18 protein-coding genes are annotated in these 14,872 nt (G+C 71.2%); 8 read left to right on the forward strand and 10 right to left on the reverse strand.

Going from position 1 to position 14,872, the window contains the following annotated elements; translation table 11 throughout:
* Nucleotides 1-396: 396 nt before the first annotated feature.
* Entirely contained in the window at nt 397-1,047 is a 651-nt protein-coding gene (locus tag AC0680_RS29355) for a DNA-3-methyladenine glycosylase (protein WP_478634583.1), read from the reverse strand.
* Nucleotides 1,048-1,231: 184 nt separating this feature from the next.
* On the opposite strand from AC0680_RS29355, the gene AC0680_RS29360 reads away from it, so the two are divergent.
* The 3 genes from AC0680_RS29360 (at nt 1,232) to AC0680_RS29370 (ending at nt 3,487) form a co-directional block, all read left to right on the forward strand.
* Nucleotides 1,232-2,014, forward strand: a complete 783-nt coding sequence (locus tag AC0680_RS29360) for a sporulation protein (protein ID WP_478634586.1) — start codon at nt 1,232-1,234, stop codon at nt 2,012-2,014.
* 41 nt (nt 2,015-2,055) lie between these two features.
* Nucleotides 2,056-2,592: a YbhB/YbcL family Raf kinase inhibitor-like protein gene (locus tag AC0680_RS29365; RefSeq protein WP_384441800.1), complete on the forward strand. Its 537-nt coding sequence runs from the start codon at nt 2,056-2,058 to the stop codon at nt 2,590-2,592.
* 391 nt (nt 2,593-2,983) lie between these two features.
* On the forward strand, nt 2,984-3,487 hold the full coding sequence (locus AC0680_RS29370) for an HNH endonuclease (protein WP_384441797.1): 504 nt from the start codon (nt 2,984-2,986) through the stop codon (nt 3,485-3,487).
* Nucleotides 3,488-3,522: 35 nt separating this feature from the next.
* On the opposite strand, the gene AC0680_RS29375 is transcribed toward AC0680_RS29370, so the two are convergent.
* From AC0680_RS29375 to AC0680_RS29390, 4 genes are all read right to left on the reverse strand, one after another.
* A complete protein-coding gene (locus tag AC0680_RS29375) occupies nt 3,523-4,290 on the reverse strand; it encodes a sulfite exporter TauE/SafE family protein (protein ID WP_478634590.1) in 768 nt (255 codons plus the stop codon).
* A 63-nt stretch (nt 4,291-4,353) separates the two neighbouring features.
* On the reverse strand, nt 4,354-5,292 hold the full coding sequence (locus tag AC0680_RS29380) for an SPFH domain-containing protein (protein ID WP_384441791.1): 939 nt from the start codon (nt 5,290-5,292) through the stop codon (nt 4,354-4,356).
* 103 nt (nt 5,293-5,395) lie between these two features.
* On the reverse strand, nt 5,396-5,809 hold the full coding sequence (locus AC0680_RS29385; protein ID WP_478634827.1) for an NfeD family protein: 414 nt from the start codon (nt 5,807-5,809) through the stop codon (nt 5,396-5,398).
* A 126-nt stretch (nt 5,810-5,935) separates the two neighbouring features.
* Nucleotides 5,936-6,748 (reverse strand): ABC transporter ATP-binding protein, encoded by an 813-nt coding sequence (locus AC0680_RS29390; RefSeq protein WP_384441788.1) that lies wholly within the window; start codon nt 6,746-6,748, stop codon nt 5,936-5,938.
* Nucleotides 6,749-6,838: 90 nt separating this feature from the next.
* On the opposite strand from AC0680_RS29390, the gene AC0680_RS29395 reads away from it, so the two are divergent.
* Nucleotides 6,839-7,651 (forward strand): hypothetical protein, encoded by an 813-nt coding sequence (locus tag AC0680_RS29395; RefSeq protein WP_478634595.1) that lies wholly within the window; start codon nt 6,839-6,841, stop codon nt 7,649-7,651.
* Nucleotides 7,652-7,756: 105 nt separating this feature from the next.
* On the opposite strand, the gene AC0680_RS29400 is transcribed toward AC0680_RS29395, so the two are convergent.
* The 5 genes from AC0680_RS29400 to AC0680_RS29420 form a co-directional block, all read right to left on the reverse strand.
* Nucleotides 7,757-8,002: a chaplin gene (locus tag AC0680_RS29400; RefSeq protein WP_478634598.1), complete on the reverse strand. Its 246-nt coding sequence runs from the start codon at nt 8,000-8,002 to the stop codon at nt 7,757-7,759.
* Between the two features lie 149 nt (nt 8,003-8,151).
* Entirely contained in the window at nt 8,152-8,397 is a 246-nt protein-coding gene (locus AC0680_RS29405) for a chaplin (protein WP_384441779.1), read from the reverse strand.
* Nucleotides 8,398-8,555: 158 nt separating this feature from the next.
* Nucleotides 8,556-8,798 carry a chaplin gene (locus tag AC0680_RS29410; RefSeq protein ID WP_384441776.1) on the reverse strand — a complete coding sequence of 81 codons (243 nt, stop codon included), beginning with the start codon at nt 8,796-8,798 and terminating at the stop codon, nt 8,556-8,558.
* A 189-nt stretch (nt 8,799-8,987) separates the two neighbouring features.
* Nucleotides 8,988-9,635 (reverse strand): response regulator, encoded by a 648-nt coding sequence (locus AC0680_RS29415; protein ID WP_478634602.1) that lies wholly within the window; start codon nt 9,633-9,635, stop codon nt 8,988-8,990.
* Nucleotides 9,628-10,773, reverse strand: a complete 1,146-nt coding sequence (locus tag AC0680_RS29420) for a GAF domain-containing sensor histidine kinase (RefSeq protein WP_478634605.1) — start codon at nt 10,771-10,773, stop codon at nt 9,628-9,630. The genes AC0680_RS29415 and AC0680_RS29420 overlap by 8 nt, the downstream gene beginning before the upstream one ends.
* A 189-nt stretch (nt 10,774-10,962) precedes the next feature.
* Here AC0680_RS29420 and AC0680_RS29425 point away from each other — a divergent pair, with 189 nt between their 5' ends.
* The 4 genes from AC0680_RS29425 (at nt 10,963) to AC0680_RS29440 (ending at nt 14,778) form a co-directional block, all read left to right on the forward strand.
* Nucleotides 10,963-11,838: an SDR family NAD(P)-dependent oxidoreductase gene (locus AC0680_RS29425; RefSeq protein WP_478634609.1), complete on the forward strand. Its 876-nt coding sequence runs from the start codon at nt 10,963-10,965 to the stop codon at nt 11,836-11,838.
* Complete coding sequence (locus tag AC0680_RS29430; protein WP_478634612.1) at nt 11,835-12,983, forward strand: S-adenosylmethionine:tRNA ribosyltransferase-isomerase; 1,149 nt, start codon at nt 11,835-11,837, stop codon at nt 12,981-12,983. Before AC0680_RS29425 ends, AC0680_RS29430 begins: the two co-directional genes overlap by 4 nt.
* Before the next feature lie 16 nt (nt 12,984-12,999).
* Nucleotides 13,000-13,716: a nitroreductase family protein gene (locus AC0680_RS29435; protein WP_478634615.1), complete on the forward strand. Its 717-nt coding sequence runs from the start codon at nt 13,000-13,002 to the stop codon at nt 13,714-13,716.
* A gap of 315 nt (nt 13,717-14,031) precedes the next feature.
* Nucleotides 14,032-14,778 (forward strand): transglycosylase SLT domain-containing protein, encoded by a 747-nt coding sequence (locus AC0680_RS29440; protein WP_478634618.1) that lies wholly within the window; start codon nt 14,032-14,034, stop codon nt 14,776-14,778.
* Nucleotides 14,779-14,872 lie beyond the last annotated feature (94 nt).

The following is a 14,872-nucleotide window of genomic DNA, read 5'->3' on the forward strand; positions in this document are numbered from 1 at the left end:
TCCTGTTTCACCAGGATCTCCGGGCGCTTCCCTTCGGTCTTGCGTTTCCGACTCTATCAGATCCTTGCGGCTCCGATTTTCGCCGGTGCGTTTCCACCTTTCGGCTTCCTCGCGTTTCCGACTCTAGCAGATCCGGTTTTGCTTAATTCCGGTTCCGATTTCCGTCGGAGGTTTGCCTCGGAGCAGCTTTTCCGGCTGCCCTTTCGGCGTGGTTACTACTTTAGCGGCTTTCCCTTGCGGCTCATAATCGAGCCGGCGGATCGAATTTCGGCAACGCCGAATAAGACCCGTCAGGGAGTCGTTGAGAGTAGTTGGTTGTGCCGCCTGGCGGTCTGCGCAGATAGCGCTGCCCGTCTCCAACGGCTCGGGCTACGTTAGGCGGTTGACCGTGGAGAGTCAAGTTGCGCCGGCCGTGCGGCGGCGGGGGACGTGCCGGCGATACGGACTGACCGTCGGGTCGTCGGCGATCCAGTAGCGCCAAGGGTGGTCGGCTCCGTCTCCGCCGACGCCGGTGCGCGGGCCGTTGCGTACCCGCTCGGGCGCGGGCGGGCGGCCGTGCAGCAGGGTGAGGGGGGCTTGGCCGCCGGCGCACAGGTCCACACCGTCGAGGGCGCGGTCGATGTCGAGGGCGGTGGCCAGGCGGGCCGGGCCCTTTGCCAGCTCGTTGGCGCTGCGAGCCTTGGGGCGCCGGGCCGCGGCGAGTGGAGCGCCGGTGAGGATCTCGCCGGCGCGCAGGAGGACACCGCTCGCCTGGCCCTCGGGGCCGCAGACCGCGTTCAGGCTGAACCACATGCCGTAGATGAAGTAGACGTAGGCGTGGCCGGGCGGGCCGAACATCGTGGCGTTCCGGGCGGTGCGGCCACGGTAGGCGTGGGAGCCGGGGTCGGACTCGCCGTCGTACGCCTCGACCTCGGTCAGCCGGAGTTCGATCGGGCCGTCGGGGGTGTGGCGGACGAGGGTGCGGCCCAGGAGGTCGGGGGCCACCTCCACGACGGGGCGGTCGAAGAAGTCGCGGTGGAGCGGCATTCGTTCCGGTACGTCGGTCATGCGGCCCGAGGGTAGTGGAGCGGTGGTGGGTGCCGGCTGGCCAGCGGGGCGTCGGGGTTGGGAAGGTGGGGCCGTGGAACCGGCCTTCGCGGTTTCGCGTTCGTAGGAAACGATGCGCAGGAACCGAGCCGAGATCTCGGCGCGCGACAACACAGCACAGGCGTTCCGCCTGGGGAGGACGAGCATGGGATTCAAGAAGCTGCTGGCGAGCCTGGGTGCCGGGGGCGCGTCGGTGGAGACGGTGCTCTTCGAGGAGAACGTGGTCCCCGGCGGGGTGGCGCAGGGCGAGGTGCGGATCCAGGGCGGGTCCGTCGCCCAGGAGATCCAGGGGCTGTCGGTCGGACTGCAGGCCCGGGTCGAGGTCGAGAGCGGCGACGAGGAGTACAAGCGGAACATCCAGTTCACCAAGGTGCAGCTGGGCGGGGCGTTCGAGGTGCAGCCGGGTGCGGCGCACACGGTGCCGTTCGGGCTGGAGATTCCGTGGGAGACGCCGATCACCACGTTCCTCGGGACGCATCTGCACGGGATGAGCGTCGGGGTGACCACGGAGCTGGCGATCGCCCGCGCGGTGGACTCCGGTGACCTCGACCCGGTGAACGTCCACCCGCTGCCGGCGCAGCAGGCCATCCTCGACGCGTTCGGGCGGCTCGGGTTCCGTTTCAAGGCCGCCGACCTGGAGCAGGGGCACATCCGGGGGACGCGGCAGCAGCTGCCCTTCTACCAGGAGATCGAGTTCCACGCCCCGCAGCAGTACCGGGGGCTGAACCAGGTCGAGCTGTCGTTCGTGGCGGACGACCGGGAGATGGACGTCATCCTGGAGATGGACAAGAAGCCGGGGCTGTTCACCGAGGGGTCGGACACCTACCGGTCGTTCACGGTCGGGCTCAACGACTTCGAGGGGACCGACTGGGCGGCGTACCTCAACCAGTGGCTGGCGGAGGTCGGTGGCAAGCGGAACTGGCTCTAACCTGGCCGGACAAGGTGTCAGCAAGCGACCAGGAGGTTTGCGTGTCCGAGCTGAAGCGGCGGCCGCTCCCGCACGATTTCCATCCGCCGGTGCCGGAGTTCACGGTACTGAGCGATGAGGTGGAGCCGGGCGGGACGCTGCGGCCGGAGCAGGTCTTCGCCGAGGGGAACCGTTCGCCGCACCTGCGGTGGGAGGGCGCTCCCGCGGGGACGAAGAGCTACGCCGTCACCTGCTACGACCCGGACGCGCCGACGGGCAGCGGCTTCTGGCACTGGACGCTGTTCGACCTTCCGGCGTCGGTGACCGAGCTGCCGGCCGGTGCCGGGTCCGGGGAGATGAAGGGGCTGCCCGAGGGCGCCGTCCATGTCCGCAACGACTACGGCACGCGGGACTTCGGGGGTGCGGCGCCGCCGCCCGGGGACGGGCCGCACCGGTATGTGTTCACGGTGTACGCGGTGGACCAGGAGAAGCTGGGGCCGGACGCGGAGGCCTCGCCCGCGGTGGTGGGGTTCAATCTGCGCTTCCACGCGATCGGCCGGGCCCAGTTGATCGCCGAGTACGAGGTCCCGGCGGGCTGAGCCCCGTAATTCCGTTGCGCCCCGGCGCTTCCGGCACGCAGAGTGGTATATGCGCCGCCGCCCCGTAACACGGGCGTCGGGCAGCTGGTACCGCAGTGGCGGGAGCGGCGGGGCGCAGGTGTGTCGCCAGTCGCTTGCCGGAGCCCGTTTGTGTGTCGGGCGTCCTCGCCGGCTGCCGTTCGCTCCGGGTCCCGCGTGTCTCACGGGGGTGGGGCCCGGAGCGATGCCGTTCCCGGTGTGCGGGGTGCCGCCGGACCACCTCTTCTTCATCTTCTGATCTCGCTCCATTTCCCTTGTGGCATGCGGAAATTGCGTTGTTCGGGGAATACCTGCCGCTGCACAGTGGAGCAACTTCGCCACGGGGGCGGAGCGGGTCCGGGAGGTGGACGGGATGCGCGAGACGCTGGTGCTGAATGCGAGCTTCGAGCCGCTGGCGACGGTGTCGCTGCGGCGCGCGGTGGTGCTGGTCATGCAGGACAAGGCCGTCGTCGAACATGCGCACCCGGGGCTGCGGATCCGGGCCGCCTCGGTGGACGTGCCGGTGCCGCAAGTGATCAGACTGAGCAGATACGTACGGGTGCCGTTCCGAAAACGGGCGCCGTGGTCGCGGCGGGGTGTGCTGGTGCGTGACCAGCACCGGTGCGCGTACTGCGGGCGCCGGGCGACCACGGTGGACCATGTGGTGCCGCGTTCGCACGGCGGTGGGGACACCTGGCTCAATACCGTCGCCTCGTGCGCAGAGGACAACCACCGCAAGGCCGACCGTACGCCGGAGCAGGCGGGGATGCAGTTGCTGCGGCGGCCGTTCGAGCCGACGCCGGCGGATGCGCTGCTGTCGACGCTGGGGGTGTCCGTACGGGAGGCACTGCCGGAGTGGCTGGCCCTGCCGGCGTAGCGCCGTCCGCTCGCTGGGCCGTCGTCCGACTCCCGCTATTTGAGGAGGAGTTGGACGATGGCCAGCAGGCCGACGACGACGATCACGGCGCGCAGGGCGGTGGGCGGCAGCCGGCGGCCGATCTTCGCGCCGAGCAGGCCGCCGAGGGTGGAGCCGAGGGCGATCAGGCCCACGGCGGCCCAGTCGAAGGTGGCGACGAAGAGGAAGAAGACCGCCGCGATGCCGTTGACCATCGCGGCGAGGACGTTCTTTGTCGCGTTGAGCCGCTGCAGGTCCTCGTCGAGCGTCAGGCCCATCAAGGCCATGTAGATCACGCCCTGGGCGGCGCCGAAGTAGCCGCCGTAGGCGCTGGCGAGCAGCATCCCGAGGAGCAGGAGGGGGCCGCCCTCGGGGTGTGCGGTGGTGCCGCTGCGCTCACGGCGGGCACGGAGCCGGGCGGAGAGCGCGGGCTGTGCGACGACGAGGACGAGCGCGACCGCGATCAGCGCCGGGACGACTATGGCGAACGCCTCCGGTGGCAGCGCCAGCAGCAGGATCGCGCCGCCCAGGCCGCCGAGGAGGGCGGTGGTCCCCAAGCGCAGCAGGCGGCGGCGCTGGCCGGAGAGTTCACGGCGGTAGCCGAAGGCGCCGCTGAGCGAACCGGGCACCAGCCCCAGGGTGTTGGAGACGTTGGCGGTGACCGGCGGCAGTCCCAAGGCGAGCAGCACCGGGAAGGTGATGAGGGTCCCGGACCCGACGATGGTGTTGATCGTGCCGGCGCCGACTCCCGCGGCGAGGACGGCTACGGCTTCCCACATGGTCACGCTGGCTCCCCCGAGCATGATCGGTACGGTCTCGCCCGATCATGCCCCAGGGGCGCGCGCTGGTCAGTCGATCGGCGGATTTTCGTGCTTCGGCGTGCTGGGCTTGGGGATGGAGCCGCCGCCGGTCGGCGGGGTGAAGTTGCCGATGGCGCCGCCGAGGCCCTTGAGGGCGTCGCCGATCTCGCTCGGCACGATCCAGAGCTTGTTGGCGTCGCCCTCGGCGATCTTCGGGAGCATCTGGAGGTACTGGTAGGACAGCAGCTTCTGGTCCGGGTCGCCGGCGTGGATGGACTCGAAGACCACCCGGATCGCCTGGGCCTCGCCCTCGGCGCGCAGGGCGGCGGCCTTTGCCTCACCCTCGGCGCGCAGGATGGAGGACTGCTTCTCGCCCTCGGCGGTCAGGATCTGGGACTGGCGGACACCTTCGGCCTGGAGGATGGCGGCGCGCTTGTCGCGGTCGGCGCGCATCTGCTTCTCCATCGAGTCCTGGATGGAGGTCGGCGGCTCGATGGCCTTGAGCTCGACGCGGTTGACGCGGATGCCCCACTTGCCGGTGGCCTCGTCCAGGACGCCGCGCAGCGCGGCGTTGATCTCCTCGCGGGAGGTCAGGGTCCGCTCCAGGTCCATGCCGCCGATGATGTTCCGCAGGGTGGTGACCGTGAGCTGCTCGATGGCCTGGATGTAGCTGGCGACCTCGTACGTCGCCGCGCGCGCGTCCGTCACCTGGTAGTAGATGACGGTGTCGATGTTCACGACCAGGTTGTCCTGGGTGATCACCGGCTGCGGCGGGAACGGCACGACCTGCTCGCGGAGGTCGATGCGGTTGCGGATGGAGTCGATGAACGGGACGACGATGTTCAGGCCCGCGTTCAGGGTTCTCGTGTAGCGGCCGAATCGCTCCACGATGGCGGCGCTGGCCTGTGGGATGACCTGGATCGTTTTGATGAGTGCGATGAACACGAGCACCACCAGGATGATCAGGACGATGATGATCGGTTCCACAGCGGCTCCCGTGCCCTTCGTTGCTGGTCCGTGCCGGCCGGTGTGACCGGCTTGCCGTTGATCAGTCTTTCAGAGACATGGCTCGTGGCGCAGCGTGTTCAGGTCAGATGACGACGGCTGTGGCGCCGTCGATCTCGACGACGTCGACCTGCTGGCCGGGTTCGTAGACCCGCTCGGTGTCCAGGGCGCGGGCGGACCAGATCTCGCCGGCGAGTTTGATGCGGCCGCCCTGGCCGCCGTCGACCCGCTCCAGGACCGTGGCGGTCCTGCCCTTGAGCGCGTCGACTCCGGACGCGAGTTGGGGGCCCTGGCCGCGGTGGCGGTTGGCGATCGGCCGTACGACGGCGATCAGCGCCACCGATACGGCGGCGAACACGATGAATTGGAGGACGGTGCCGCCACCTACCGCTGCGGTGACGGCACCGGCGACGGCGCCGACCGCGAGCATCCCGAATTCGGGCATCGCGGTCACGACGAGAGGAATACCCAGTCCTACGGCGGCGATCAGCCACCACACCCATGGATCCACGGCTTCATGGTAGGTCCGTGCGGCGGACCGGGACAGGGCGCGATCGGTCGGCGACCGGGGCCGGCGCCGCGTCAGGGGCTCCTACGGGGGTGGGCGGCGGGCGACCGGCGGGGCTCAGGTCAGCGGCAGTCCCTGCGCGGTCCAGCGGTCGTTGCCGTTGCGCTCGACGATCAGCGGCAGGCCGAAGCAGTGGGAGAGGTTGCTGGAGGTCAGTTCGAGGTCGAGCGGGCCGGCGGCGAGCACCTTGCCCTGACGGATCATCAGGACGTGGGTGAAGCCGGGGGCGATCTCCTCGACGTGGTGGGTGACCATGATCATCGAGGGCGCGTACGGGTCACGGGCCAGGCGGCCGAGGCGGCGCACCAGGTCCTCGCGGCCGCCGAGGTCGAGGCCGGCGGCCGGCTCGTCCAGCAGGAGCAGCTCGGGGTCGGTCATCATCGCGCGGGCGATCAGGGTGCGCTTGCGCTCCCCCTCGGAGAGGGTGCCGAACTTGCGGTCGAGGTAGGCGGTCATGCCCAGGCGGTCGAGGAAGGCGCGGGCGCGCTGCTCGTCGACGTCCTCGTAGTCCTCCTGCCAGCTCGCGGTCATGCCGTAGGCGGCGGTGAGCACGGTCTGCAGGACGGTCTGGCTGCGCGGCAGCTTGTCGGCGAGCGCGATGCCGGCGACGCCGATGCGCGGGCGCAGGTCGAAGACGTCGACCTTGCCGAGCTGCTCTCCGAGGATGGAGGCGGTGCCCTTGGTCGGGAAGAGGTAGCTGGAGGCGACATTCAGCAGGGTGGTCTTGCCGGCGCCGTTGGGGCCGAGGATCACCCAGCGCTCCCCCTCCTTCACCGACCAGGAGACCTGGTCCACCAGAGCCCGTCCTTCGCGGACCACGGATACGTCCACCAGCTCCAGCACATCGCTCATGAGCGCGTTGTCTCCCATTGCTTCTCGGTCGTCGCGTACACCTGTAGGCGCAGCCCCCCTGCAAACCTACGCCACTCGTTGTCAGTGCCGTTCCCTAGGCTGGGGGCCATGCTCGATGAACCTCGCTCGGGACGGCTGGCGGCATGGGGAAATGCCCTTTTGGCCGGACTTGTCTCGCCAGATGAAGCCGCGCATCGGATCGCGGACGACGATGCGGTGCACCGCGTGGAAGGCCTGCCCGGGGAGGAGAAGCCGGTCGGGCTGACGCTCGCGCTGGGCCGGCTGCGGGCGCTGGGGGCGGTCGGCCTGCGGGTGGCGCTGCCGGTGCCGGGGCATCCGCTGGGGTTGTGCGGCCCGCCGGAATTCAACGCGCGGGCGCTGGAGGCCGGGGAGGCGGTGCTCGCCGCGGGTGCCGGGCTGGGGCTGGTCCCGGAGGCGTACGAGGCCGGGCCCGAGGGCGGCGCCGCGCCCGATGTGCATGTGGAGGTGGTCTGGCGCTGCCTGCCGGCGCGCGAGGGCCATCCGGCCGATGTGCCGTCGCTGGGCGAGGCGGAGCGGGAGCTGGCGGAGGCGCTGCGGGAGGCCACCGAGCTGCTCTCGAAGCTGGATGTGGCCGGGTCCGGTCCGGTGGCGCAGGCGGCGCTGGAGGCGTACCGGGCGCGGGCGGAGGCCGGACGGCAGGTGCTGGCCCCCGGGTATCCGCCGCGCGCGGTGCGGGTGCTGGAGCTCGCGCAGCGGGTCGGCGCGCTGATCGACATCGCCCGCGCGGCGGGCGGGGACGGGGAGCACGGCGGGGCGGTGAGCTCGTCGGAGATCGCGGCGCGCGCGGAGGCGCTGCGGCCGGTGGAGCGCACGGCCCGGCGGGCGCAGGTGGCGGCGTACAACTCCGCGATGGAGGAGCGCGAGCGGCGCCGGGGGTGAACGGAACGGGCCCCGCCGGACCATTGTGTGGTCGACGACGGGGCCGTTGCCGGGACGGGGCGAACAGCTCGGGCAGGTGAGCTGTTCGCCCCGTCCCGGGCAACCTCAGCTGTTCGCGCTCTCGTTGTCGAAGGTGGGGTTGAGCACCCCGACGACGTTGGCACTGTTGCCGGTGGCGTTCACGGGCACGTGGACGGGGACCTGGACCAGGTTCCCCGAGCCGATGCCCGGGGAGTTCTCGGCCTTGCCGTCGGCCTGGGCCCCGCCGGCGGCGGACGCGGAGCCGGCGGCGATACCAAGGGCCAGCCCGGTGGTGGCAACGACGAGTGCGGCCCTCTTGGCGGTGTTCATGGAGTGTGAGTTCCTTACGTGGTGGCACAGGGCCGCAAACGACGGTTGCTGTGTGGAGCCGGGGGCCGGCCGGGTGCCCGACGGCCGACAGCGCCCACGGGCTGAACAGCTCGGGGCAGGTGAGCTGTTCAGCCCGTGATCAGGCTGCGTCAGTTGTTGACGCTGACGTTGTCGAAGACGGCGTTGCCGATCCCCACCACGTTGGCGCTGTTGCCGTTGACGTTCACGGGGATGTTCACCGGCACCTGGGTGTTGTTGCCGGAGACGATGCCCGGGGAGTGCACGGCCTGGCCGCCGGCCTGGGAACCGTCGGTGGCGAACGCGGCGCCGGCGGCGGCACCGAGGGCCAGACCGGTGGCGGAGAGAACGAGGGCGGCCTTCTTGACGGTGTTCATGAGTTGAGTTCCTTAGGTGGTGGCACGGGGCCACGGACGACGGTGGTGGTGCGGAGCGGACCGGCCGCTCGTCCAAGGGGTGACGGGGCCGGTCCGGCGTGACCCGCGGGGTTCATGACGGAGCGCGGGTCACGCGGATCATGCAGGTGGGGCCTCGGTCAGTTGTTGACGCAGCGCTCACCGAAGTTGGGGTTGAGAATGCCCACGATGTGGAGGCTGTTGCCACAGACGTTGGTGGCGACGTTCACCGGCACCTGGGTGTTGTTGCCGGAGACGATGCCCGGGGAGTGCACGGCCTGGCCGCCGGCCTGCGGGCCGTGGGCCGAAGCGACGCCGGCGCCCGCGAGGGCGAGACCGCTCGCCACCATCGTGATGGCCGCTGCGCGCTTGATGTTCTTCACTCTCTTGCTCCTCATTGCCGTTGCCGTGACCAGCCGCCACGACTGCTCTGAACAACGGCCCGCCCCGAGGAGAGATACGCCAAACGGGCTACGGCTACACGACAGTATGAATCTCTGATCGGAAGTCGACGTTCGGCTTGACGCATTGTCGTACGGGACGACCGTCGGATCCCCGGAGCGGTGCGGGTCTCAGGCCCCGATGCCGTGCCGGACGGCCCACAGCGCCGCCTGTGTCCGGTCGGCGAGGTCGAGCTTCATGAGGATGTTGGAGACATGGGTCTTGACGGTCTTCTCGGACAGCACCAGCGCACGGGCGATCTCGCGGTTGGAGCGGCCGTCCGCGATCAGGCCCAGCACCTCGCTCTCCCGTTCCGTGAGCGAGGTGCCGCGCCCCTGGCCGCCGTTGCCCTCGTCCTGGGAGAGCAGCGCGCCGGCCACCTCGGGCTGCAGCAGGACATGGCCGGCGTGGACGGAGCGGATGGCGGCGGCCAGCGCCTCCGGGTCGATGTCCTTGTAGACGTAGCCGGCCGCGCCCGCGCGCAGTGCCGGGACGACGGTGCGCTGCTCGGTGAAGCTCGTCACCACCAGCACCCGTGCGGGGTTGTCCAGTTCGCGCAGCTTGCGGAGCGCCTCGATGCCGTCCATCCCGGGCATCTTGACGTCCATCAGGACGACCTCCGGGCGCAGTTGCTCGGCGGCGGCGACGCCCTCGGCCCCGTCGGAGGCCTCCCCCACCACCTCGATGTCGTCCTGGACCTCCAGGAACGTGCGCAGACCCCGGCGGACGACCTGGTGGTCGTCGACCAGCAGTACGCGGATTGAGCCGGCGTCAGCCACCGGGCACCTCCATCTCGACAGCGGTGCCCTTGCCGGGCTCCGACTCCACGGTGAGCTTTCCGCCGACGCCGCCGGCGCGGTCGCGCATCGAGACCAGGCCGAGGTGGCGGCCGGCCCGGCGGACGGCCTTCGGGTCGAAGCCGCTGCCGTCGTCGGCGATCCGCAGGAGCGCCCCCTGACCGCTGCGGGAGAGCGTGACCTCGACGCGCTCGGCGCCCGAGTGCCGCAGGGCGTTGTGCAGCGCCTCCTGGGCGACCCGGAGCACGGCCTCCTCCTGGGCGGCGGGCAGCGCCCGTACGCCCTGGGACGCGAAGGTGACCCGTGCGCAGTGGGCACGGTCCAGGACCTGGATCTGCGAGCGCAGGGTGGCGACCAGTCCGTCCTCGTCCAGGGCGGCGGGGCGCAGTTCGACGACGGCGGCGCGCAGTTCGTCGGCGGCCTCCGCGGCCAGCGCGGCGACCTGGTGCAGTTCGTCCTTGGCGCGGGCCGGGTCGCGGTCGACCAGGGCAGTGGCGGCCTGGGCGGTGAGGCGGAGCGAGAAGAGCTTCTGGGCGACCGCGTCGTGCAGTTCGTGGGCGAGGCGGGCGCGCTCGCCCGCGATGGTCAGCTCGCGGCTGCGCTCGTAGAGGCGGGCGTTGGTCAGGGCGATGGCGGCGTGCTGGGCGAGTATGCCGAGCAGCCGCTCGTCGTCCTCGGTGAAGCCGCAGCCGCCGTCGGGCTTGGGGCAGCGCTTGTTGGCGAGGAAGAGGGCGCCGAGGATCTCGTCGCCGTCGGCGACCGGCAGGCCGAGGAAGTCGGACATGTCCGGGTGGGCCGCCGGCCAGCCGCCGAAGCGGGGGTCCTCGCGGACGTCGGCGAGCCGCTCGGGAGTGGCGTTGTGCAGCATCGCGGCGAGGATGCCGTGCTGCCGGGGCAGTGGGCCGATGGCCTTCCACTGCTCGGCGCTGACGCCGTCCACCACGAACTGGGCGAAGCCGCCGTGGTCGTCGGGCACCCCGAGGGCGGCGTACTCGGCGTCCAGCAGCTCGCGGGCCGAGGCCACGATCGTCTTCAGGACGTCGCGTACCTCCAAATGCCTGCTCATCGCCAGGATCGCGGTGCTCACCGCGGGGATCCCGGCTCCCGGTCCGTTGGTCATGGCCTCACCGTACCGGCGGGGTGAGCGGCCCGTATCGGTCCGGCGACGCCTTCCGCCTAGGACCCGCGGCCTAGGCCGAATGCCCTGGCCACGGCCGGTCCGCCGGCCGACGTCGGCGGGGCGGTGGCGTTCCTACGGTGAGGGCGTGGGCTCGGCTGTGCGGGCCCGGCCGGGAAAGGGGACGCGATCATGCCGGTGGCGGTCATCACGGGGGCATCGAAGGGGCTGGGCCTGGCGCTCGCCGGGGCGTTGGCCGGACGGGGCTGGGACCTGGTGGTGGACGCCAGGTCGGCCGGTCCGCTGGCCGAGGCGGCGCGGGAGCTGCGCGGGGCGGGGACGCGGGTGGTGGCGCTGCCCGGGGACGTGGCGGACGGCGGGCACCGGGCGGCGCTGGTGGCCGCGGCCGGGGAGCTGGGCGGGCTCGATCTGCTGGTGAACAACGCCAGTGCGCTGGGGGCCGAGCCGCTGGTGCGGCTGGCGGAGCTGCCGGCGGCGGGGCTGCGGCGGGCGCTGGAGGTGAACGTGGTGGCACCACTGGAGCTCATCAAGGAGTCTTTGCCGCTTTTGCGTGACTCCTCTTATTTCTCCTATCCGCCCTCGTATGAAGCAGAGGCCCCTTATATAGGGGACATTCCCTTTTGGGGAGATGAGCACCCCATCGAGGCATACGATCCACACCCTTACTCCGAGAATTCCCAAAAGAGTGACTTGTCCGATTCGCACCCTTATGTGGGGGCGCATGGCGCCGTTCTCACCCTCAGCTCGGACGCCGCCGTCGAGGCCTACCCGACCTGGGGCGGTTACGGGGCCTCGAAGGCGGCGCTGGACCAGCTGTCGGCGGTGCTGGCGGTGGAGGAGCCGGGACTGCGGGTGTGGTGGGTGGACCCGGGCGACATGCGGACCGATCTGTACGCGGCCGCGGTGCCGGAGGACGACGGCTCCGGGCGACCGCTGCCCCGGACGGTGGTCCCGGCGCTGCTGCGGCTGCTGGACGGGGCGGCCGCCAGTGGGCGGTACACGGCCGCGGACCTGGCGGCCGCGCCCGACGGTGCGAGTTTCCGGTGATCGCGGAGGTGCTCCCGGTCCCGCGGGAGCTGTCGGCACGGGTGCCGGCCGAGCAGCGCGGACCGGGCCTGGGCCGGGATGCCGTACGGCTGATGGTGAGCCGGGGCGCGGGCGCAATCGGCCACCACACCTTCGATGAGCTGCCGGAGCTGCTGGCGGCCGGGGACGTGCTGGTGGTGAACACCTCACGGACACTGCCCGCGGCGGTGGACGGCAGGATCGGCGACGGACGCGGACGCGGCGAGCCGGTGGTGGTGCACTTCTCGACCCGGGCGGACCGCCGGCACCCAGCGGGCCGGGCGGTGGCCGGCTGCTGGGCGGTGGAGCTGCGCAGCCCGGACGGCCTGGGCAGCTCCCGGCCGCGGGCGGGCGGACCGGCCGGGCTCACGGTGCGGCTGCCGGGCGGGGGACGGCTGGTGCTCCAGGCCCCGGTGGACCCCGGCGGCCGGCGGCTGTGGTGGGCGCGGCCGGCGGGCGTGCGGGTGCCGGAGCTGATGCGCCGCCACGGGCGGCCGATCCGCTACGGCTATACGGACCGGGACCAGCCGCTGGCCGCCTACCAGACGGTGTTCGCCGAGGACTCCCCCGGTGACGGCAGCGCGGAGATGCCGAGCGCGGCGAGGCCCTTCACCCCGGAGCTGGTGGCGCGGCTGGTCGGCAGGGGGGTGCAGTTCGCGCCGATCTCGCTGCACACGGGGGTGGCGTCGGCGGAGGCGTTCGAGCCGCCGTATCCGGAGCGGTTCACGGTGCCGCCGACGACGGCGTGGCTGGTGAACGCCGCACGGGCGCAGCACAGGGCGGCGCAGCGGGCGGGCGGTCCGGCGCGGGGCGCCCTCGGGGGACGGATCATCGCGGTGGGCACCACCGCCGTACGGGCGCTGGAGTCGGCGGCCGGGGCGGACGGGCGGGTGCGGGCGGCGGCCGGCTGGACGGAGCTGGTGGTGACGCCGGAGCGCGGGGTGCGGGCGGTGGACGGCCTGCTCACCGGGCTGCACGAGCCCACCGCCTCGCATCTGCTGATGCTTCAGGCGGTGGCGTCCGTGACGGCGGACGGGGCGGCGCTGCGGCGCGCCTACGCCGAGGCGGTGCGGCGCCGCTACCTGTGGCACGAATTCGGCGATCTGCATCTGCTGCTGCCGGACTGAGTTCCAGACTCGGTGTATGTCGCAACCAACGCAGTCAGACGCAACGACACCCTGGACGCCGACCCACGGCGCGCCCTACCGGCCGGTCCCCTACCGGCCCGAGCGGATGCCCGCGGCCGAGTCGCTGGCCCGCGCCGCCGAGCTGCGCGAGCGGATGGCCCGGCGGCGCACGGTCCGCCAGTTCGCCGCCGAGCCGGTTCCGGAGCAGGTGGTGCGGGACGCGATCGCCTGTGCGGCCACCGCGCCGTCCGGGGCGCATCAGCAGCCCTGGACGTTCGTCCTGGTCAAGGACCCCGAGGTGCGCCGGAGGATCAGGGCGGCGGCCGAGGCGGAGGAGCGGGTGTCCTATGGGGGGCGGCTGGGCGAGGAGTGGCTGGCGGCGCTGCGGCCGCTGGGCACGGACGAGGTCAAGCCGCATCTGACCGATGCCCCGCAGCTGATCGTCGTCTTCCAGCAGCGGCACTGGCTGGGTGAGGACGGCAGCAGGCGCAAGCACTACTACGTGGACGAGTCGGTGGGCATCGCGGTCGGCATGCTGCTGTCCGCGCTGCATCTGTCGGGGCTGGCGGCGCTGGTGCACACGCCCAGCCCGATGCGCTTCCTGCGGGAGGCGCTGGGGCGGCCCGCCAACGAGAAGGCGTTCGCGGTGATTCCGGTGGGATATCCCGCCCCGGAGTGCGAAGTGCCCGATTTGATCCGAAAGTCCCTGGACCAGGTCATGGTGGAGATCTGACCTCTACGGACTGTGCGTTTGCAATTACGTCTGGCGAGATAAACCGTTCCGTGGTGTGACGCCGCTAATAGGACGCACATCACTTACGACCCGGGTTAGTGGTCCCCCAAATAGGGCGTGAGCTGGGAAATGACGGTACGGGACGCAATATTCCCGCCCAGGGTTCCACTAACCGGGATCGTACGTCACACCTTTGCCGGGGCAATTTTCGGCCGCTAAGAATGGCTCCCGTCGCTCGGCGCCGTGGTTCATGACTCGGCGTTCGCCGCCGCTCAGGGCCCGTGCGATGTCCCCCATCGGAAGGTCTGTCCCGCCATGCCTAAGCACGCCATCTCTGGTCTGAACCGCCTGACCCGGACGCACAAGCTCTCCGTCGCCGGTGTCGCCGCCGCCGGTGCCGCCGCACTGGTCTTCAGCATTGTCCCGGGGGCCGACGCCGAGCAGGGCAAGGCCCAGGCCGACGCCGTCGAGAACGTCAAGCCGGTTGCCTTCGCCGCGGTGGACACCGCCGCCAAGACCCAGCAGGCCACCATCACCCAGCAGGCCGACAAGTCCGCCGCCAAGGGCAAGGCCGAGGCCGCCGCCAAGAAGGCCGCCGCCGAGAAGGCCGCGAAGGCGAAGGCCGCCGCCGAGGCGAAGGCCAAGGCCGAGAAGGCGCGCAAGGCGAAGCAGGCCGCGAGCCGGTCCGCCGTACGCACCGCGATCCCCGCCGCCGCGCCGAAGCCGGCCGTCAAGACCTACCCGGACAACCTCGACGGCTGGATCCGCGAGTCGCTGGACGTCATGGCGAAGAAGGGCATCCCCGGCTCCTACAACGGCATCTACCGGAACATCATCCGGGAGTCGAGCGGTAACCCGATGGCCATCAACCTCTGGGACATCAACGCCCAGAACGGCATCCCGTCCAAGGGCCTGCTGCAGGTCATCGACCCGACCTTCAAGACGTGGCACGTCGAGGGCACGTCCTGGAACATCTACGACCCGGTCGCCAACATCACCGCCGCCTGCAACTACGCGGCCGACAAGTACGGCTCGATGGACAACGTCAACTCGGCCTACTGAGCCGCTGGTTCACGCGGTCCGCGCACACGGCGCAGCACGCCCGAGGGGCGGCACCCGAACACCGGGTGCCGCCCCTCGGGCGTTGTGCCGCCAG

The organism is Streptomyces sp. NPDC043738, from assembly GCF_056436545.1.

Coding starts and splice junctions, on each gene's coding strand:
- AC0680_RS29435 (WP_478634615.1), top strand. CDS start 13,000: ATGTCGCAACCAACGCAGTCAGACGCAACGACACCCTGGACGCCGACC.
- AC0680_RS29395 (WP_478634595.1), top strand. CDS start 6,839: ATGCTCGATGAACCTCGCTCGGGACGGCTGGCGGCATGGGGAAATGCC.
- AC0680_RS29360 (WP_478634586.1), top strand. CDS start 1,232: ATGGGATTCAAGAAGCTGCTGGCGAGCCTGGGTGCCGGGGGCGCGTCG.
- AC0680_RS29390 (WP_384441788.1), bottom strand. CDS start 6,748: ATGGGAGACAACGCGCTCATGAGCGATGTGCTGGAGCTGGTGGACGTA.
- AC0680_RS29400 (WP_478634598.1), bottom strand. CDS start 8,002: ATGAACACCGCCAAGAGGGCCGCACTCGTCGTTGCCACCACCGGGCTG.
- AC0680_RS29355 (WP_478634583.1), bottom strand. CDS start 1,047: ATGACCGACGTACCGGAACGAATGCCGCTCCACCGCGACTTCTTCGAC.
- AC0680_RS29405 (WP_384441779.1), bottom strand. CDS start 8,397: ATGAACACCGTCAAGAAGGCCGCCCTCGTTCTCTCCGCCACCGGTCTG.
- AC0680_RS29440 (WP_478634618.1), top strand. CDS start 14,032: ATGCCTAAGCACGCCATCTCTGGTCTGAACCGCCTGACCCGGACGCAC.
- AC0680_RS29420 (WP_478634605.1), bottom strand. CDS start 10,773: ATGACCAACGGACCGGGAGCCGGGATCCCCGCGGTGAGCACCGCGATC.
- AC0680_RS29370 (WP_384441797.1), top strand. CDS start 2,984: ATGCGCGAGACGCTGGTGCTGAATGCGAGCTTCGAGCCGCTGGCGACG.
- AC0680_RS29425 (WP_478634609.1), top strand. CDS start 10,963: ATGCCGGTGGCGGTCATCACGGGGGCATCGAAGGGGCTGGGCCTGGCG.